We start from the raw sequence: 18,592 nt of genomic DNA, 5'->3' as shown, positions 1-18,592 counted from the left end.
TATCTGAATCGCTTCGTCCTTCTGCGCCTGTGGATCCTCGGCTGGCTCACTGCCGTGTGGGTGTTGTTGTGGGGCAACGTCAGTGCGGCCAACGTACTGGGCGGAATCGTCGTCGGCCTCGGCATCATGATCCTGCTTCCGTTGCCGAAGGTACCCGTCGAGGGTCGAATTCACCTGTGGTCGTTGCTGAAACTGACCTATTGGTTCTTCTACTACGCCGCCGAGTCCTCGGTGAACGTCGCCTGGCTTGCGGTGCGCCCCAAAGCCCCGCCGGTCACCGGTGTTCTCCGGTGCCGTATCGCCATCAAGTCCGATCTGGTTCTCACACTGTTCGTCGACGCCATGAATCTCGTTCCGGGAACCATGGTTCTGGAGATCGACCAGACCAGGCGCCTGCTCTACGTACACGTGCTGGACATGGGCAGCCAGAAGGCAGTCGATTCCTTCTACGCCTACGTACGCCACCTGGAGAAACTGTTCATCGCCGCGTTCGAACGTGATTCGGACTGGAAGCCGAGTCCGCTTCACTTCCAGGAATACGAGCGATACCACGGAGTCCTGGGCGACGACATCACGCCGGCACCGGGAACGGACGGCACTTTCCGGGACGACAAGAAGACCGACGACGAACGAAAGGGTGAGTGGAAGTGACTGTCGTACTTGCTATTTCGGGCATCCTTCTCGTCGCTGCAGCCGTCGTGACCGCCTACCGTCTACTCGACGGGCCGAGCACACTCGACCGCCTCGTCGCCATGGACACCATCCTCGCGGTGTCGATGTGCGGGCTGGCGGTGTGGGCTGTCTACAGCGCCGACACCACGATCGTGCCCGCGATCGTCGCCCTGTCGTTGGTGAGTTTCATCGGATCCGTCAGTGTCGCGAGGTTCAGGGTGAGGGACGAATGAACACGGTATTGGAAGTAATCTCGGGCATTCTGATTCTGCTCGGCGCCACTCTTGCGTTCACCGCGGCCGTCGGGATCGTGCGCTTCCCGGACACGCTGTCACGCATGCACGCCGCGACGAAGCCTCAGGTCGTCGGCCTTCTGCTGGTCCTGGCGGGCGCCGTGATCCAACTGCGAGGCAACGTCGACATCTGGATGCTCGTACTCGTCGGGGTGTTCACCCTGGTGACGGCACCGGTCATCGCGCACACCGTCGGTCGCGTCGCCTACCGCGAGCAGCGTGGACGTGACGGACTGTTGATCGTCAACGAGATGGAGACGAACGAAGGGGACGATCGCTGACGTCGCTGTTCGCGAAGAACGTCGTGTAGAACATCCCGATCACCGATCCCATCGCGATCAGGATCAGCGGCCCGAACAGCTCCGGGTACGTGCCCATGGGGACGGCGAGGTAGCGGTAGCAGAGCAACAACGCCACCATCGTCGCAGCGCCGTATGCGATCATCCGGATCCGAGCGGGATCCTTCAGGCCGCGCTCGGGGTTGCGCAGTACCGACTCGAGGGTCAGGCACAGTACGACACCTGCGACCAGGTCGACGCCGTAGTGGTATCCGAAGCCGAGCGTGGCGGCCAGGGTGCACACCAACCAGACCGTGCCACCCCATCGGAGCCACCACGGCCCGCGCCTGGAGTGGATGAACAAGCTCAGCGCCCAGGCTGTGTGTAGCGACGGCATGCAGTTGCGCGGAGTGAGTTCGTCGAAACCGATCGCCGACGGCGAGGCATCGAACGGCACCAGCGTCGGCCAGTAGTTTCCGAGCTGGAACCCGTCGCCAGCAGAACCGAACGCGAAAACCGGGCCGACGACGGGGAAGAGTACGTAGAAGACGGGTCCGACGAGGCCGATGAGGAGAAACGTTCTGACGAGGTAGTGCGACGGCCACAACCCGGTGCGCGAGACGCCACGGAGTTGGTAGATCGCGATGGCGATCGCGGCGACCGGAAGCTGGATGTAGACCCAGTGCAGGACCGCGAAGACGACCGGGCCGAGCGCATCGAGCCAGCTTCCGACGATCCACGACGGGTTGCCGAGCGCATGGTCGGCGAGTTGCGCGTACTCGTCCAGGACGTAGGGCCGGACGATGGTGGTGATCTGCAACCATGCGTCCCCGCCCTTGGTGGCGAGGATGAGAAGTCCGCCGAGACACACTGCTCGGATGCCTCCGACGTCGCGGCGCCAGATCGTGAACACCGCCAGTCCGACCAGCGCGATCACGGCTCCGTTGCCGACGGCGAACGGATGCCCGGCTTCCAACCGAGCGAGCGCGCCCACTGCGTCGATCAGTACGGCGATTCCGAGTGCCCACAGTCGAATCGGCATGCGCACTCCGACGAGGGCCAACGCCAGACCGCCCCACGGCACGGCCATGGATTTGGGAGTACCGACGACGTCGTTCCAGATGCTCGGAAGCGGACCCGGGAAACCCTTCCACAACGCGACCGCCTGCAGCGATGCGAGGAAAATCAGAACGACGACGGCGCCCACACCGTAGATGCGTAACGCGCCCGGCGCCGCTCTTTCGACGTGTGAAGTTCGCTCATCCCCCTGAAGCACGTCGTTCATAGTAAACGGAGCATGAACAGAGAATTACATGCAGAAGGTCACGATCGAAGGTCGATCACCGGCGCAGCTCGTCGACCAGCGACTGCACCACTGTGCGGAGGTTTCCATCGGAGTCCAACGCCACCTTGCGTTGGCGTTGATACGACGCGCCCCGCCGGGGAATGTCGGCAACCGAGGCCAACTCGTCGGCGCATCCGAGCCGCACCGCGGTAGGCGCGAGGCGTTCCAGAAGATCGTTCAGGTCGTCCGTGACGAGGCGTTCGTTGCTGTCCGCGTCGAGGATGATCTCGGCGTCGAGCCCGTACCTAGCTGCGCGCCATTTGTTTTCCTGAACATGCCACGGGGGCATGCTCGGCAGCGTCTCCCCTGCTTCGAGGCGCTGGTCGAGGTCGACGATCAGGCAATGTGTCAACGCCACGAGCGCGGCGAGCTCACGCTTGGTGGATGCGCCGTCGCAGACCCGCACCTCGATGGTTCCCCACTTCGGAGCCGGCCTGATGTCCCAGTGCATTCCGCCGAGCTGTTCGATGACGCCGGTCTTCATCTGGTCTCGGACGAAGCCTTCGAACTGAGTCCAGTCCTCGAACTGAAACGGCAGGCCTGCGGTCGGGAGCTGCTGGAACATCAGTGCGCGGTTGCTGGCGTATCCGGTGTCGTTGCCGGACCAGATAGGCGACGACGCGGACAGTGCAAGCAGGTGCGGGTACTGCAGCAGAAGCGAGTTGAGAATGGGAAATACTTTGTCCGGAGAGGACACGCCGACGTGGACGTGCACGCCCCAGATGAGCATCTGCCTGCCCCACCACTGTGTGCGGGCGATCAACTCGTCGTAGCTGGGGGTGCTGGTGAGCACCTGCGTCGACCATTCCGCGAAGGGGTGAGTGCCTGCACTGAACAGGTCGATGTTCAGCGGGGCCGCGGCGCGCCTCACCAGGTCGAGCGACTCGCCCAGGTCGTCCATCGCTTCACCGACGTTCTCGCACACTCCGGTGACGAGCTCGACGGTGTTGCGCAGCAGCTCTTTCGTCACCCGCGGGGTTTCCGCGCCCGCCAGCTCGGTCACGCCGTCCATGACCTCGGCGGCCGAGTTGACGAGATCCAGCGAATCCTTGTCCACCAACGCGATCTCCCACTCCACGCCGAGGGTCGGGCGCGGGGAGGAATTGAACGCTATGGCGGGAGCGGAGCCTGCGGAGTGACCCGATGTAGCGGGAGCGGAGCCTGCGGAGTGACCCGATGCAGCGGGAGCGGAGCCTGCGGAGTGACCCGATGTAGCGGGAGCGGAGCCTGCGGAGTGGGTGGGGCGGCCCGGCATGTGTGCGGGAACCGCTTATTCCAGGACCGCGCAGGCGGCGCGGCCACCCGCGTCGCCGGTCATGAGGGTATTCATGTCGGGAACGGCTGCGCCGTCGGGCAGGGTGTAGCGCGGCGGGATGTTGGCGAAGTTGTCCGGGCCCTCGTGGATGATGACGGCGCGTCCGCCGTCGGCACGGAGGTCGTCCATGGTGACGGCGTCGGTGGTCGTCACGAGCATCGCTGTTCCGTCTTCGCCGACCTGCAGCGACGTCAGGTCACCGCTGGCCGGGTGTTCGGTGCGGCCGTCGACCTGCAGGTGCCCTCCGGCGGACAGGAAGTTGCCGGGCTCGCCGCCTGCGGGTGCCACGGAGTTGGGCTCGCAGAGGCCTGCGGTGTGGATGTGCAGACCGTGGAATCCGGGGGTGAGGCCTTCTGCTTCGACGGTGACGACGAGGTGGTCGCCTTCTTCGACGAACGAGACGGTGCCGACGGTGGTGCCTGCTGCGTTCTCGAACTCGGCTTCGACGGTGCCTTCGGGGCTGTCGGCGGCGACGCCGTGACCGGACGGATCTTCGTGGCCGGTCCAGACGGGAGGCGTCGTGCCCGCTACGTCGGACGGGGTTTCCGGGGCCGTACACGCGACCAGCCCGAATGCGGCGACAGCGACGACGGGAGTAGCGATGCGCCACGACCTGATCGTCCGGGATCGGGCTGTGCTGGTCGATGCCATGGAAAATGCTCCTTCGTCGGACAGGCTGGGCGTTGCGTAGATCATAACTATCCCCGGTAGTAGTCCAGTCGGCAGTAGTCCGGTCGGGTGTAGTCCGGTCGTCACCGGGCAGGCCATGCTTCTACTGAGTGACCATCACGACGACGCTGTCTCCGAAGCCGGTCAGTGTGGCCGGCATGGCTTCGGCGGTGGCGCCCAATTGCTGGGCTATCTCCTGCGCCGCGGCCTCCGCGCCGGAGGCGTCTCCGTAGTACACCGTGGTCGCGGCGACCTGGGTCTGGGCGTAGTTGCCCGTTTCGGCGATCGCCCAGCCCTGGGCGGTGAGCGTATCCGCCGTCGTGGCTGCCAGGCCGGATACGTCGCTGTTGTTCAGCACGCGGACTTCGACCTCGGCCGGTGCGACGGACGTCGTCGGGGCGCTGGTGGTCGCGGCCGGTGCCTGAGCTGCCGGGGAGGTCGCTTCCGCGACTTCGCTGGTGGCCTCGGGGGCGGCCGCTTTTTCACTGTCTCCGGAACCGGTCAACGACAGTGCACCGATCGCCGCGAACAGAATCGCAAGCGAAATGAGAACCATTGCCAAGGCGCGGAGCGGAGGGCCGGACGATTCCGGGTTGGGACTGCTCACACTGGAAGACACTAGTTGACGGCTAGACCTCGAAGCCGAGTCGCCTCGCAGCCCTTGCCTTCTGACGGCTCGCGCGGAGCCTGCGCAGACGCTTCACCAGCATGGGATCGGCTGCCAGTGATTCCGGGCGGTCGACGAGTGCGTTCAACACCTGGTAGTAGCGAGTCGCGGACATCGAGAAGAGTTCCTTGATGGCTTCTTCCTTTGCGCCTGCGTACTTCCACCACTGGCGCTCGAAGGACAGGATGTCGTGTTCACGACGGGTCAGGCCGTCTGCTCCGACCTCGTTGATGTCCCCCGTGTTTCCCGGTTGCTGAGACTGGTTCGAGTCACGCGCTGCTGCGCCGTCCATCTCACTCCTCGACTTCGCGGATCCGTGTCGCCGGATCCCGATCCTGTGCCGTGATGCTGTCCTGTGCCGTCATGCCGGTCCCCACCTTTTGCCACGAGCCCCAGACCCGCGTCGACGCACCCGAGGGGCGGGCAGTCGGCACGAAATTACACACGTGTGTTTCGGTAGTTATTGAACCACGGTGCGCAGTGCTTGGGCACAGCTCGCAGGACGTGCGGCGAGTCGCGCCCCCTCACCGTGTGCACGGCGAGGGGCTTCACGCCAGTATTCTTGTCGACCATGGCAATTCTCCCGATCCGGATCGTCGGCGACCCGGTACTGCACACCCCCACCCGGCCCGTCACCGAGACGCCCGCCGAACTCGCCGACCTTATCGCGAACATGTACGACACGCTCGCCGCCGCCAACGGCGTCGGACTCGCCGCCAATCAGGTCGGCGAACCCCTTCGGCTCTTCATCTACGACTGCCCCGACGAGGGCGAGGACGGCAAAGTCGTCCGTCGCCGCGGCGAGGTGATCAACCCCGTCCTGGAGACGTCGGAGATCCCCGAGACGATGCCGGATCCCGAGGACGACGACGAAGGCTGTCTCTCGGTTCCTGGCGAGCAGTACCCCACCGGACGTGCGGACTGGGCACGCGTCACGGGCACCGACGCCGCGGGCGAGCCCGTCGACATCGAAGGAACGGGTTTCTTCGCTCGCATGCTGCAGCACGAGGTCGGGCACCTCGATGGTTTCCTGTACGTCGACGTCCTCATCGGCCGCAATGCGCGTGCCGCGAAGAAGGCGATCAAACGCGCTGGTTGGGGCAAGCCGGGCCTGTCCTGGGTCCCCGGCACCGTCGAAGATCCGTTCGGCCACGAGGACTGACGCGGTGGGACCGCGGGTCATGCTGCGCTACCGGCTGCCACCCGGCCACAGCCACCCGATGACGGACGTCATCGGCGAACTGATCGAGCACAGCCGGTCGGTGGTCGCGGTGCAGTCCGCGGACGGTCGCGAAGTGAGAGTCGCGCCCGATCGTGTCGTCGCGCTGAAGGAGCTCGGCCCGCGTCCGATTCGCACGTCGGAGATTCGATCGCTGGAACGTGCGGCCGCGGACGGCTGGCCCGGCGTCGAACAGGCCTGGATCGACGGGTGGCTCCTGCGCGCCGGGCACGGGTTCACCGGCCGGGCGAACTCCGCGTTGCCGTTGGAGCCGTCGGCCGGTCTTGCGTCCCTCGACGACATCGTCCGATGGTTCTCCGAGCGAGGCCTGCCTGCAGTGTTGCTCCTCCCCGACCGGCTCGGTTCACCGCCCGCCGGGTGGGTGACGCGGGACGAAACACAGGTCATGGCCGCGGACATCTCCAGGCTGGAGCTGCCCACCGAAACCCTGTCGGTCTTCTCCGACGTGCCCGACGCCGACTGGCTCGGCCTGTACCGCTACCGCGGACAACCCCTGCCCGACGGTGCGCTCGAGGTCATTTCGTCGGTGCGTGACGGTGTGGCGGCGTTCGGCCGAATCGGCTCGGCGTCCAGCGAGATGCTCGCGATCGGGCGCGCAGCGGTGACGGACGCCCCCGACGGTCGACGCTGGGTCGGACTGACGGCCATCGAGGTCGCGGAAGTGCATCGTCGTCACGGCCTGGGGACGAGAGTGTGCGGCGAGCTGGTCGCCTGGGGTCGCACGCAGGGTGCGACGCACGCGTACCTACAGGTGTCGGCGGCCAATACAGGCGCCGTGGCGATGTACGAGGGCCTCGGCTTCACCGAGCATCATCGTTATCGCTACGCCGACCCTGTGTGAGTGGGCACCCGTTAGTCTGATCGCCGTGCGATTGGCTACGTGGAATGTGAACTCCGTCCGCTCTCGTCAGGATCGGATCGTGGACTGGCTCCATCGATCCGACGTCGATGTGCTGGCAATGCAGGAAACCAAGTGCAAGGACGCGCAGTTTCCGTACGAGCGATTCACCGAGATCGGGTACGAGGTCGCCCATGTCGGCCTCAGCCAATGGAACGGTGTTGCATTGCTGTCGCGGGTCGGGTTGGACGACGTACGGATCGGCTTCGAGGATCAGCCCGGGTTCAGCAAGGACCCTGAGGTCGAGGCGGTACGCGAGGCGCGGGCCATCGGAGCCACGTGCGACGGGGTTCGTGTGTGGAGCCTGTACGTACCCAACGGACGCGAGCTGGCGGATCCGCACTACACGTACAAGCTCGAGTGGCTCGCCAAGCTGCGGGCCGACGCTCAGGCCTGGGTGTCGGCGGACCCGGACGCGCAGATCGCGCTCGTCGGGGATTGGAACATCGCGCCTACCGACGACGATGTCTGGGATCCGGCGTTGTTCGAGGGCAAGACCCACACGTCGCAGCCGGAGCGGGATGCGTTCGAGTCGTTCGCGGAGGTCGGATTCACCGAGGTGACTCGGCAGTTCACGCCCGAGCCGCGGACGTTCACCTACTGGGACTACACGCAGCTTCGCTTCCCGAAGAAGCAGGGACTTCGTATCGACATGGCTCTGGCTTCCCCGGCTCTTGCGTCCCGGGTGACGGGCGCTTCGATCGATCGTGAGGAGCGCAAGGGCAAGGGCGCCAGCGATCACGCGCCCGTCGTCGTCGATATTTCCTGACGATCACGGCCCGCAGCGAAGTACACCGCCAGCGCTGCTGCGCCGGCGAGAACGAGCAGCCCGTGCGCAACACGTAGCCACGGCGGCGCGAAGAACTGCGGAAGCAACAGGACGAATCCCGACGCGAACAGCGCGGACTGCCAGCCAGGCAGGCCCCGTGCAACCGCCACGGCGCCGACGGTCACGAGAATCAGTCCGGCACCGAACATCACCGTTTGCGTGGGGCCGTAGCGGATGGGTTCGGCGAGGTCGATCAGCCGAAGATCGCCAGTGTCGAGCGCGTCGGATCCCAGTACGTGGAGCGCGAACGTCTCGGCGCCGTAGTACGGCAGTGTCAGTCCGACACCGACCCACGTCGTTACTTCGGCGACGGCGCCGACGTTCATCGTGCGTACGGCGAGAGCGAGCGTGATGAAGCCGAGCATCGCGCTGACGTGCGCCGCTACCCACAGTCCGGACGCGAATGTGTCGGCGCCGGCCTGCCCTGACTCGGAGGTGTAGGGCCTCAGTATCGGATAGATCGCGAACAGGACGCCCGTGGCGACCAGAAGCCCGACAGTCGATCGCATGCGTGCTCTCCCTCAGGATGCGAGAGCGGTGCTCTCGTTCTGAAGTGAGTATTCACGAGGGGTACGAAGAAAACAAGAGCACTGCTCTCTCAGTCCGGTGCGACGAGATCGAGGAATTCCGGGTTCCGGGCCAGATAGCGCTGGACGTAGGTGCACACCGGACGAATGGACCAGCCCCGGTCGCGTGCGGTGTTGAGTGCACCCCTGACGAGCACCCCCGCCCAGCCGCGGTCACCGAAATCTTCCGTGACGACCGTGTGCATGAACGCCACGGAGGCGTCACTCCCCGACTGGCGATATCCCAGGATGCCGATGAGATCGTCCCCGACGAACAGGTCGAATCGGTGATGCTCGGCGTTGTCCACTATGCGAACCGACGCTGCCAGCGTGCTCGACGTGTGTTCCATCCCCCGAGTAGAGCGGAGGTCGGCCCTTCACGAGGGACAGTCGGCTACTTGGATAGCAATTCGACGTCGCGCCGAACCCGGACCGTTACCGGAAGACTCAGAGTGGAACGACCACGTCGGAGTAATCCGGATTGGCGGCGAGGAACCGCTGTACGTACGTACACACCGGCTTCACCTTCCATCCATACGAGCGCGCACTGTCGAGGGATCGGCGAACGAGGATAGCCGCGAGGCCCTGATGGCCGAAGTCCTCGGTGACGACGGTGTGCATGAACGACACGACGTGCGTACGGGCGCCGCGCTTCTGCGTGTTCTCGACTTCGAAATAGCCGACAATTCCCACCAGATCACCGTTGAGCCGCAACTCGAAACGATTCTGGTCGGTGTTGATGGAGACATCAGCACTGGGAGTACTGGCAAGCATGGGTCACCTCCTTTACATTTCCGGGATGTGCAGTGAAGCAATTACATGTGACGTGCACCACTATTAAACATGCGATGAGATAGCTTGTCACCCGTTTGTAGCAACAAACCTTCGGTTCCGTAGGTATGCAACCTCCATACAACACAGACCCTGGTATCGGTCATACAGAGTTTCCATCGCCGTTGTGATGCAACAACATTCATGCACTATCGTGCATCTCCCGAAGGTGCGGTAAAACCCGGCGTCCTCCGCACGAGCCGTGCCGGTACTGTCGCGATGTGAAGTTCCTACCGCTGACCCCCAACGGCTCCACGCCTGTTCGCGCTCTGACCATTGCCGGGACCGATTCCGGCGGCGGTGCGGGCATTCAAGCGGACAGCCGCACCATGGCGATGTGCGGCGTACACGCCTGTGTCGCCGTGGCCGCGGTGACCGTGCAGAACACCGTCGGCGTCAGCGGCTTCCACGAGATCCCCCCGGCCGTCGTCGCCGACCAGGTCCGCACCGTCGTCGGCGACATCGGAATCAGCGCCGCCAAGACCGGCATGCTCGCGTCGACAGCCATCATCGAGGCGGTCACCGACGTATGCACCGAGGTCGGCATCGGAAAGAACGGCACGATTCCGCTCGTCGTCGATCCGGTGTGCGCGTCGATGCACGGTGATCCGCTTCTGCACGCGGAGGCGCTGGACGCCATCCGCAACGTTCTGATCCCGATCGCGACGGTTGTCACTCCCAATCTCGACGAGGTTCGCCTCATCACCGGAATCGACGTGATCGACGACGCCACCGCCCGCCGTGCGGCAGAGGCTCTCCATGCGTTGGGCGCGGGGTGGGCGATCGTGAAGGGCGGTCACCTACGCACGTCGACGACCAGCACGGACATCCTGTTCGACGGCGACACCTTCACCGAGTTCTCCCGGCCGCGAATCGACACGGGCAACGATCACGGAGGTGGAGACACCCTGGCTGCCGCCATCGCCAGCGCGCTCGCCAACGGATATTCGGTGCCGGATGCGGTCGAGTTCGGCAAGGACTGGGTCACCGAGTGCCTCGCAGCGTCGTACGACCTGGGCGCAGGCCACGGGCCCGTCTCTCCGCTGTGGCGACTCCACGTCCAGAATTCGTAGGGCGCCGAATCCCGGTCAGCGCTGGGGTACCAGCCGGAGAATCTTCAGGTCCTCGGGTACGCCGGTGAGTTTGGGGGCGAAGAATCCGCGACGGTAGGGCCGCGGAGCCAATCCGAGTGCGTCGACCGTGTCGGGGTGTATTGCGTCGAACGCGTTCCTGGAGATCATCAGGTTGCCGTTACCGCCGGTCTGCATGACACGGGCGGCGATGGTGACGTCGACGCCGAGCCAGTCGGATCCGATCTGCCGAGGGTTTCCGGTGTGAATGCCGACTCTCATGGTCGGTGTGTATCCGTCGATGTCGACGTCCGAGAGCGCCGTTCGTGCCGCGACCACCGCTTCGAGCGCCTGGTCCGGCCGGTAGAAGACCGCCATTATGCCGTCGCCCAGCCTCTTGACGACGTGTCCACCGCCCGCGGCGACGGCCGGCTCGACTGCCTGGGAAACCTTCCTCAGCAGCGTCAGAGTTGCGGTGTCGCCTGCGACGAGGGACCACGACGAGAACCCCACCAGATCGGTGAAGACGATGGTCACGTCGCGTTCACCCCGGCCGCGGCCGGTCCGCTCGAGCACTGCCTGCCACACCTGCAGCGCTCCGAGACCGATTTCACGGGTGGCACCCGGCTCATCACCACGGAACTTGTCGGCGACACGGGCCACGGCGAGTGCCGAGCCTTCACCTGCCAGGGACAGCGGATCACCGAACGTAGGGTCGCCCGGCAGAACACGCCGGAACCTCCGCACCACGTCGACGATCCCTGGGCTGCGGTTGACATCCTGCACCCAGCCGACCATCGACGACAGTTTCACGACACGAAGCGTAACCGAGGGTTACAGACACTCCTCAGACCGAAGGTCCCCGGTTCGTGGGTCACTGGCCCGAACGCGCCTGGGTGCGTGCGTCACCGACAGGAACGCCGTTCGGTCCCTCGACCGACTGCGCGTACGTTCCGATTCCGAAGCCGATCGCCGACGCGTTCTTCGCCAGCGCTTCGCGGTCGATGTTCGCCAGTGTGTCCTCGGCCGTGTGGTAATTCTCGTCGTACGTCTCCCCTGCCGTGCCGCCCCACTTCTCTGCCTGTTCGGGTGTTTTCTCGTCGTCTGCACCGCTGAACACGCCGCCTGCCGGGATACCGGCGGCGATGAACGGGCCGTAGTCGGACCGGCCGTCGAAATCGGTTCCGTCGACCGCTATGCCCTCACCACCGAAGTAATCCACGAACACGCGCTCGATGGCGTCGGAGCCCGCCGGTCCCGCGGGTTCACCGACTTTGTCGGAGTCGTCTCCGTCGTAGGCGAGGTACCCGGCATTGTGCGATCCGATCATGTCGAAGTTGAGGTACAACGCGATGTTCGCCTTGTCCTCGTCGCTCAGCCCGTCAACGTAGGCGGTCGATCCGACGAGACCGTTCTCTTCCGCGCCCCAGAACGTGAAGCGTACGGCGTTGGTCACCTCCGGTTCACTGCCGAGTTGCAGTGCGGATTCCAACACGGCCGCGGTGCCACTTCCGTTGTCGTTGATGCCTGGGCCATCCTCGACGCTGTCCAGGTGGGCGCCCGCGACCACGACGTTCGAGGTGTCTCCCGTCGAGGTCTGCGCGATGATGTTGCGACTCTTGGTCGTTGTGGTGACCGTGTCCAGTGTGAGCGTCAGTTCCGGCGCCGACGCGACGGCCGCGCCGTCCTCCTGCGAGACGCCGCCCGTCGGAATCCTCGCGTCTTCCTTACCACCGAGAGTGCCGTTGTCCACCGGCCCGGGAACATTGTTGACGACGACGACCGCCACGGCGCCGAGGTCCGCCGCGATGGTTTGCTTCGCCGCGAACGGGCACACACCCCGGTTCACCACGACGATGGCGCCGCCGACGTCCAGTCCGTCGTAATCGGTTGCCTCGCAACCGGGTGACTCGTCGGCGGGAGCTGCGACGACCCGCGCGGTGATGCCGTCCTCGGGCGTGGCCGGTGAGTACTCGAGCGCTCCGACCGGAATCTGCTCGTCTCCGGCCGTCAGCAACTCGGTGTCCACGGTGAATTGGTCGAAGTCGAATTCCGGTGTCTCGACCTCGAATCCGGCTGCCTGCAGTTTTCCGCTCACGTAGTCGACGCTGGCGTCGTATCCGGAGGTGCCGGCGGCGCGGTTGCCGTTGTTCTCCGACGCGATCCGTTCGAGCTCCTCGAGGTGAGCGACCACGGCGTCGCCGGTGACGGCGTCCGCGAGCCCTGGGCCGTCGGGACTGGAGATCGGCGTCGGAACCGACACGGCCGGCTGCTCCTCGGCCCCGGAGTTGTCCGAGGACGTGGAGCAACCGGCCAGGACGAGCGCGCCGACTGCGAAACTTGCAAGCAAGGTCTTCCGTGGCATGGAAGCACCCTAGCTTCTCCGGCCGTCAGGCGTCTCGATGATCGGTGACGAACACTGCGGCGCCGAACACGATGGCGGTGAAGACCACGAAGTAGACCAGGCTCCCCCACGGTCCCCAGTGGAAGTCGACTCCGCCGTCGGATCCGAGGAAGTGAGAGGCATTGAGCCAGGGCAGGAACGGTTGTACCGCGCGGCCGAAGGATCCGAACAGGCCGAACAGCGACTCGACCAGTAGCGGCCAGAGCAGAAGCAGTGCGATGGCGCCTGCGGACTGGCGCAGCAGAGCACCGACTCCGACGGCGATGAACACCTGCAGGAAGGCCAGGATGGCGGTTCCGTAGATCGCTCGCCACGTGCCGTCGATGTCGAAGCTCAGCAGAGCGCCTGCATCCGGTCCGGCGACTGCCTTACCGATGTAGAACGCCAGCAATCCGAGAACGAACGTCAGCACGAAACCGAAGACACCGATGAGCGACGCTTTCGCGACCAGCACTGCGGCGCGGTTCGGGACCGCCTGGAACGTGGTTCTGATGATGCCGAAGCGGTATTCGCTGGTCACCGTCAGCGCAGCCAGGATCATGAGGACCATGAGCCCCATGCCGCCGACGCCACTGCCGACCACTTCGAAGACCGACGGTAGGTAGGGCTCGAATTCGGGTTTGTTGCCCTCGGCGATCTGGTTGTTGTAGGACTGCAGACCCAGTTTGGCCGCCAGTCCCACTGCGAATGCGAGCCCCAGTCCGAGGGCGATGATGGCGATTGTGCACCACCAGGGTGATTTCGTCGAGGTGATCTTGATACGTTCCGCAGCCAACACACCCATCAGAGAGCACCACCCATCGCCTTGTAATCCGACCCCTGACCATCCACACCATCAGCACCCGCACCGTGATACTGAACATCCTCACCCGTCAGCTTCATGAACGCCTCCTCCAAAGACCCACGCTGCGAGGACAACTCATGCAACACGATCTGATGCCGAGCAGCGATATCACCGATCACCTCGGTCGACGAATCCGTCACCACGATCGCCGGCTGCAACTGATCCACCCCCGCAGGCTCACGCACCGTCAACCCCGCCGACGTCAACGCACTCCGCAACGCATCCAACTGAGGACTACGCACCTTCACCGACGCCTCCGACGCATGATCGATGAAATCCTGCACCGACGTATCCGACACCAACCGACCCCGCCCGATCACCACCAGATGCTCCGCCGTCTGCGCCATCTCCGACAACAAATGACTCGACACCAACACCGTCCGACCCTCCGCCGCCAAACGCTGCATGAACTTACGAATCCACACAATGCCCTCAGGATCGAGACCATTCACCGGCTCATCGAACAACAACACCTTCGGATCCCCCAACAACGCCCCCGCCAGACCCAACCGCTGCGACATACCGAGCGAAAAACCACCCGCATTCTTCTTCGCAACCTCACTCAACCCCACCAACCGAAGCACCTCGTCCACACGAGACCTCGGAATACCGTTCGACGCAGCCATCCACTCCAAATGCGCACGCGCAGAACGATTCGGATGCACCCACTTCGCATCCAACAACGCACCCACACTCCGCAACGGCTGCTTCAACTCGCCATACGGCTTACCCTCGATCAACGCCTGACCACTCGTCGGACGATCCAGACCCAAAATCATCCGCATCGTCGTCGACTTCCCCGCACCATTAGGCCCGAGAAACCCCGTCACAATCCCCGGCTTCACAGAAAAAGACAGATCATCGACCGCCTTCACCGCACCGTACTGCTTCGTCAACCCCGTCACTTGAATCATGGGATCCACTGTGTCAGGCCGAGGGGTGCTCGCACATCGCCCGCGAGTCTCGACTCGACTCATCCTTTCGGATGACCACTCACATAGGGGAGCTGGCCTGAGCCCAGAAACGCTTGGGAATGCGGCCCGCGCGGCGGGCCTCGAAGCCGGCGCTCACCGCGTGCCGCATCGCCGACGCCATCAGTGCGGGGTCCTTGGCGCGGGTCACGGCGGTGGCGAGAAGGACTGCGTCGCACCCGAGTTCCATCGCCAAGGCTGCGTCGCTCGCGGTGCCGATGCCTGCGTCGAGGATGACGGGCACGCCTGCCGCGTCGACGATCATCTCGATGTTGTGCGGGTTGGAGATGCCGAGACCGGTGCCGATCGGTGCACCGAGTGGCATGACGGCGACGCAGCCGATGTCTTCGAGTCTGCGTGCCAGGACGGGGTCGTCGGTGGTGTACGGGAGTACGTTGAACCCGTCGTCGACGAGTTGCTCTGCGGCCTTGACCAATTCGATGGCGTCGGGCAGCAGTGTTCGCTCGTCGGCGATGACTTCGAGCTTCACCCAGTCGGTTTCGAGCGCTTCACGTCCGAGCTGTGCGGTGAGAACGGCTTCGGAGGCGCCGCGACAACCGGCGGTGTTGGGCAGGGGTGCGATGTCGAGCTTGCGCAGTAGATCGAGGACACCGGTGCCGCCTGCGGCGTCGACGCGTCGCATGGCCACGGTGGTCAGCTCGGTGCCCGACGCCACCAGCGCCTCTTCCAGGACGGTCAGGTTCGCCGCTCCCCCGGTGCCCATGATGAGTCGGGATTCGAAGGTTCTGTCCGCGATCGTCAGCACGTCAGCCACCCTGCACCGCGGTGAGGATTTCGATGGTCCAGCCGGGTTCGACAGTGGTGGCGTCCCATCGACTCTTCGGCAGGACTGTTCCGTCGACGGCGACGGCGATGCCCGTGTCCGGCATGGACAGATCGGCGAGGAGTCGACGCATCGTCAGCCCCTCGGAAAGTGCGTGTTCTTCGCCGTTGACGGTGATCATCGGTGCCTTCCTGTCTCGAATCGGGCTGGATCTGCAGCCTTGGCTTCGGGGAGTGTGTCGCCGGTGAGTAGTGCGGCGACAGCGTCTGTGGTGATGGGTGTCAGCAGGATTCCGTTGCGTCCGTGCCCGGCGGCGACGATGACGCGTTCGGAGATGCGGCCGACGAGCGGTAGGCCGTCGGGGCTCATGGGGCGCAGTCCGGCGGCGGCTTCGTGTAGTTCGTATTCGCCGATGCTGGGCATCAGGCGTTCGGCGTCGGCGATGAGGTCTCGGACTCCGGCGACGGTGACCTGGGTGTCGTGGCCGGATTCGTATTGGGTGGCGCCGACGACGAGGCCGTCGCCTCGTGGCACGAGGTAGATGGGGCGGCCGTGGACGCTGCCTCGGATGGTTCGGCTGGGCGGTGCCGTCGCGCTGGGTCGTCGTCTGAGTCGGAGTATCTCGCCTTTGACGGGTCGGACGGGGATGTCCGGGAGAAGGGCGGGGACCTGCGCTCCGGCGGCGACGACGATTCGGTCGGCGGTCAGGGCGTCGAGGTCGGTCACCCGTTCGGCGACGAAGTCGACGCCGGCTGCGGATGCTGTCAGTGCGTCGACGAGGGCGCGGTTGTCGACGGCCAGTTCCGTCGGCGCCAGAAGCCCGAGGCGGATGTTCTGCGCGAGCGATGGTTCGAGTTCGCGGATCTCCGCCCGGTTCAGGATGTCCAGCTGATGCCCGTGTGCGCCGACGAATTCTGCGATGGTCCGCAGATCCTGGGCGTCGGCGGCGTCGAGTGCGACGGTCAGGGAGCCCGATGCGGTGAACACGTCGACTCCGAGCTCGCGTGCGAATTCAGGCCAACGGGCAAGCGAGTGCGCTCCGAGGTGCAGAAGTTCGTGTTCGCCTGGCCATCCCTCGGACAGCGGCGCGAGCATTCCGCCCGCCACCCAGGACGCGCCCGACCCGATGTTCGGGTCGTAGAGCTGCACCGACCACCCGTCGCGCTGCGCCCTGGCTGCGACGGCCAGGCCGATGACACCGCCTCCGACGACAGCGAGAGTTCCGAGCTGCGACTGTTCGAACTTCACCGAGAACCACCCTCACTCCCTGCGCCGGCATGATCCGGTTCAGGTATTGACGGTAAGGACGGGCGTGTCCACTCTCAGCCCCGCGTACCTCGGGACTCCCGTGTATCTGTCTTTCCGACGAGAAGACTACCGTCTGGAGACGTGCATCCCACTCAGAGCTCCCGTGAACGCTTGAACTCTGCCCGCCTGTACCTGTGCACCGACGCCAGGCGCGAGCTCGGCGATCTGGCTCAGTTCGCCGAGGCGGCACTGTCCGGCGGCGTCGACATCATTCAGCTTCGCGACAAGAACTCCGCCGGTGAGCGCGAGTTCGGTCCGCTGGAGGCCAAGGACGAACTGGCTGCGCTGGCCGTTCTGTCCGCGGCGACACGGCGTCATGGCGCGCTGCTGGCCGTCAACGACCGGGCGGACCTGGCGCTGGCATCCAACGCCGATGTCCTGCATCTGGGCCAAGGCGACCTGCCGGTGCATTACGCGCGGCAGATTCTGGGACCCGACGTGGTGATCGGGCGCTCGACGCAGAACCGTAGCCAGGCGAGTCTTGCCGCCATCGAGGACGGTGTGGACTACTTCGCGACCGGGCCCGTGTGGGCGACGCCGACGAAACCGAATCGCAAGGCTGCGGGTCTGGAACTTCTGCGCAGCACGGCCGACTCGGCTCCGTCTCGGCCATGGTTCGCCATCGGCGGAGTCGACGCCGACAACGTCGACGAGGTTCTTGCGGCCGGCGCGGACCGTGTTGTCGTCGTCCGCGCCATCACACAGGCCCGCGACCCGCAGGCTGCAGCTCAGGCGCTGGCGGAGAAGCTGAAGAGCAACTAGCTCAACCAGCCGAGGACAGTCGACGGCGGGAGCACCTGCACCGCCGTCGGAAGCCGTTCTTTCAGGCCGCGATCCGCGGTGACGAGCGCGGTCAACGCGCTGCCGTCGTGTGCGCGCCTGGCGAGTTCGTCGTCGCCGCTGCCCGACGCATGGATGACGGGGACTCTGGCGTCGTCGAATCGGGCAGCGCGCGCGTCGCCTTCGAGGACGGCTTCGATGGTGGTGAGCCACCCGTAGGTGCCGCCCGGAAGTTCGACGGTGCGTGGCAGCGCGTCGGCGAGAGAGGTCAACAGGTCTCCTGTTGCGCCGCTGCGGTCTTTCCACCAGCCGTTGGGGCGGGAGCCGAGCACGTTTGCGGTGTCCAGAAGGACGCGCAGGGGTTCGGTCCGCAGGGTGGGCCAGCTCGCCGCGAAGCCGGGGTGCAGCGGTAGTGCGTCGACCATGCTTTCAGGAACCCAACGCAGTTCGGTGCTTTCACCGTTCGGGGTGGTGAGCAGCTGTGCGTCGGTGTCGGCGACGACGGTGGTGTACGTCCAGCCACTGGGAGCCGTCGCGGTGAGCTTCTCTCCGCGGACGTTCAGCCGAGCCGCGCCGATTCCTGCTTCTTCGTCGGCTTCGCGTACGGCGGCCGTCACTGCGCTCTCGTGCGAGTCCTTCGCGCCGCCGGGAAGCGCCCACGTACCGCCCTGGTGGCTCCAGAGGGCGCGGTGTTGAAGCAGTACTGTCGGCTCGCCGTCCGCGGACGGCGCACGAAGGAGCAGACCTGCGGCTCCGTACCTTCCCCAGTGCCGCGTGCCGTTCTCCCCGACTACCCACCCGTCACCGTCGCCGCGCATACCTCCACAC

At 65.2% G+C, this 18,592-nt stretch carries 24 protein-coding genes and 1 riboswitch; of the genes, 8 read left to right on the top strand and 16 right to left on the bottom strand.

From position 1 onward, the window contains the following. Positions 1–3 precede the first annotated feature (3 nt). From CH293_RS15270 to mnhG, 3 genes are read left to right on the top strand one after another with little or no spacing between them, the layout of a single operon-like run. Positions 4–651 carry a Na+/H+ antiporter subunit E gene (locus CH293_RS15270; protein ID WP_255122882.1) on the top strand — a complete coding sequence of 216 codons (648 nt, stop codon included), beginning with the start codon at positions 4–6 and terminating at the stop codon, positions 649–651. Continuing rightward, complete coding sequence (locus CH293_RS15265; RefSeq protein WP_094720694.1) at positions 648–905, top strand: monovalent cation/H+ antiporter complex subunit F; 258 nt, start codon at positions 648–650, stop codon at positions 903–905. Before CH293_RS15270 ends, CH293_RS15265 begins: the two co-directional genes overlap by 4 nt. Further along, positions 902–1,246 (top strand): monovalent cation/H(+) antiporter subunit G, encoded by a 345-nt coding sequence (mnhG, locus tag CH293_RS15260; protein ID WP_037110818.1) that lies wholly within the window; start codon positions 902–904, stop codon positions 1,244–1,246. Before CH293_RS15265 ends, mnhG begins: the two co-directional genes overlap by 4 nt. On the opposite strand, the gene CH293_RS15255 is transcribed toward mnhG, so the two are convergent. The 5 genes from CH293_RS15255 to CH293_RS15235 form a co-directional block, all read right to left on the bottom strand. Continuing rightward, the gene (locus CH293_RS15255; RefSeq protein WP_094720693.1) at positions 1,209–2,528 is read right to left on the bottom strand and encodes a phosphatase PAP2 family protein; all 1,320 of its coding nucleotides are present in this window, start codon (positions 2,526–2,528) and stop codon (positions 1,209–1,211) included. The genes mnhG and CH293_RS15255 overlap by 38 nt on opposite strands. A 55-nt stretch (positions 2,529–2,583) precedes the next feature. Beyond that, on the bottom strand, positions 2,584–3,843 hold the full coding sequence (locus CH293_RS15250; RefSeq protein ID WP_176460019.1) for a glutamate--cysteine ligase: 1,260 nt from the start codon (positions 3,841–3,843) through the stop codon (positions 2,584–2,586). Between the two features lie 15 nt (positions 3,844–3,858). Then, positions 3,859–4,554, bottom strand: a complete 696-nt coding sequence (locus CH293_RS15245; protein ID WP_170945245.1) for a superoxide dismutase family protein — start codon at positions 4,552–4,554, stop codon at positions 3,859–3,861. 121 nt (positions 4,555–4,675) lie between these two features. Continuing rightward, the gene (locus tag CH293_RS15240; protein WP_255122871.1) at positions 4,676–5,179 is read right to left on the bottom strand and encodes a LytR C-terminal domain-containing protein; all 504 of its coding nucleotides are present in this window, start codon (positions 5,177–5,179) and stop codon (positions 4,676–4,678) included. Positions 5,180–5,201: 22 nt separating this feature from the next. Continuing rightward, on the bottom strand, positions 5,202–5,531 hold the full coding sequence (locus tag CH293_RS15235; protein WP_019666644.1) for a DUF3263 domain-containing protein: 330 nt from the start codon (positions 5,529–5,531) through the stop codon (positions 5,202–5,204). 279 nt (positions 5,532–5,810) lie between these two features. Here CH293_RS15235 and CH293_RS15230 point away from each other — a divergent pair, with 279 nt between their 5' ends. The 3 genes from CH293_RS15230 to CH293_RS15220 are packed head-to-tail and all read left to right on the top strand — an operon-like array spanning position 5,811 to position 8,146. Then, positions 5,811–6,401 (top strand): peptide deformylase, encoded by a 591-nt coding sequence (locus CH293_RS15230; RefSeq protein ID WP_019666645.1) that lies wholly within the window; start codon positions 5,811–5,813, stop codon positions 6,399–6,401. Between the two features lie 19 nt (positions 6,402–6,420). Then, a complete protein-coding gene (locus CH293_RS15225) occupies positions 6,421–7,320 on the top strand; it encodes a GNAT family N-acetyltransferase (protein WP_176460030.1) in 900 nt (299 codons plus the stop codon). Between the two features lie 25 nt (positions 7,321–7,345). Then, entirely contained in the window at positions 7,346–8,146 is an 801-nt protein-coding gene (locus tag CH293_RS15220) for an exodeoxyribonuclease III (protein ID WP_094720690.1), read from the top strand. On the opposite strand, the gene CH293_RS15215 is transcribed toward CH293_RS15220, so the two are convergent. From CH293_RS15215 to CH293_RS15205, 3 genes are all read right to left on the bottom strand, one after another. Further along, complete coding sequence (locus CH293_RS15215; RefSeq protein WP_094720689.1) at positions 8,116–8,715, bottom strand: hypothetical protein; 600 nt, start codon at positions 8,713–8,715, stop codon at positions 8,116–8,118. The genes CH293_RS15220 and CH293_RS15215 overlap by 31 nt on opposite strands. A gap of 89 nt (positions 8,716–8,804) precedes the next feature. Then, positions 8,805–9,122, bottom strand: a complete 318-nt coding sequence (locus tag CH293_RS15210) for a GNAT family N-acetyltransferase (protein WP_094720688.1) — start codon at positions 9,120–9,122, stop codon at positions 8,805–8,807. A gap of 97 nt (positions 9,123–9,219) precedes the next feature. Then, positions 9,220–9,546, bottom strand: coding sequence for a GNAT family N-acetyltransferase (locus CH293_RS15205; RefSeq protein WP_019666650.1), 327 nt, complete (start codon positions 9,544–9,546; stop codon positions 9,220–9,222). 278 nt (positions 9,547–9,824) lie between these two features. Between CH293_RS15205 and thiD the strand changes: the two genes are divergently transcribed. Then, entirely contained in the window at positions 9,825–10,676 is an 852-nt protein-coding gene (gene thiD / locus CH293_RS15200) for a bifunctional hydroxymethylpyrimidine kinase/phosphomethylpyrimidine kinase (protein WP_037107529.1), read from the top strand. A 15-nt stretch (positions 10,677–10,691) separates the two neighbouring features. Here the strand turns inward: thiD and CH293_RS15195 are convergent, their stop codons facing one another. From CH293_RS15195 to thiO, 7 genes are all read right to left on the bottom strand, one after another. Next, positions 10,692–11,471: an adenylate/guanylate cyclase domain-containing protein gene (locus CH293_RS15195; RefSeq protein ID WP_255122881.1), complete on the bottom strand. Its 780-nt coding sequence runs from the start codon at positions 11,469–11,471 to the stop codon at positions 10,692–10,694. 76 nt (positions 11,472–11,547) lie between these two features. Continuing rightward, the gene (locus tag CH293_RS15190; RefSeq protein ID WP_094720686.1) at positions 11,548–13,038 is read right to left on the bottom strand and encodes a M28 family peptidase; all 1,491 of its coding nucleotides are present in this window, start codon (positions 13,036–13,038) and stop codon (positions 11,548–11,550) included. 25 nt (positions 13,039–13,063) lie between these two features. Next, the gene (locus CH293_RS15185; RefSeq protein WP_094720685.1) at positions 13,064–13,861 is read right to left on the bottom strand and encodes an ABC transporter permease; all 798 of its coding nucleotides are present in this window, start codon (positions 13,859–13,861) and stop codon (positions 13,064–13,066) included. Then, complete coding sequence (locus CH293_RS15180) at positions 13,861–14,835, bottom strand: ABC transporter ATP-binding protein (RefSeq protein ID WP_094653382.1); 975 nt, start codon at positions 14,833–14,835, stop codon at positions 13,861–13,863. Before CH293_RS15180 ends, CH293_RS15185 begins: the two co-directional genes overlap by 1 nt. Before the next feature lie 79 nt (positions 14,836–14,914). Beyond that, on the bottom strand, positions 14,915–15,667 hold the full coding sequence (locus CH293_RS15175) for a thiazole synthase (protein ID WP_094720684.1): 753 nt from the start codon (positions 15,665–15,667) through the stop codon (positions 14,915–14,917). Continuing rightward, a complete protein-coding gene (thiS, locus tag CH293_RS15170) occupies positions 15,660–15,857 on the bottom strand; it encodes a sulfur carrier protein ThiS (protein WP_019663278.1) in 198 nt (65 codons plus the stop codon). The genes CH293_RS15175 and thiS overlap by 8 nt, the downstream gene beginning before the upstream one ends. Further along, complete coding sequence (thiO, locus tag CH293_RS15165; RefSeq protein ID WP_094720779.1) at positions 15,854–16,924, bottom strand: glycine oxidase ThiO; 1,071 nt, start codon at positions 16,922–16,924, stop codon at positions 15,854–15,856. Before thiO ends, thiS begins: the two co-directional genes overlap by 4 nt. Then, positions 16,924–17,036, bottom strand: a riboswitch (TPP riboswitch). Its footprint overlaps the gene before it by 1 nt. A 29-nt stretch (positions 17,037–17,065) precedes the next feature. Here thiO and thiE point away from each other — a divergent pair. Then, positions 17,066–17,746: a thiamine phosphate synthase gene (thiE, locus tag CH293_RS15160; protein ID WP_094720683.1), complete on the top strand. Its 681-nt coding sequence runs from the start codon at positions 17,066–17,068 to the stop codon at positions 17,744–17,746. Here thiE and CH293_RS15155 read toward each other — a convergent pair. Then, positions 17,743–18,582: an NUDIX hydrolase gene (locus CH293_RS15155; RefSeq protein WP_094720682.1), complete on the bottom strand. Its 840-nt coding sequence runs from the start codon at positions 18,580–18,582 to the stop codon at positions 17,743–17,745. The genes thiE and CH293_RS15155 overlap by 4 nt on opposite strands. Positions 18,583–18,592: the final 10 nt, after the last annotated feature.

Source organism: Rhodococcus sp. 14-2470-1b (assembly GCF_002259415.1).
Taxonomy (GTDB): Bacteria; Actinomycetota; Actinomycetes; order Mycobacteriales; family Mycobacteriaceae; genus Rhodococcoides.
Note: the sequence above shows the minus strand (reverse complement) of the source record. Positions and strands in the feature narration are given on the sequence as shown.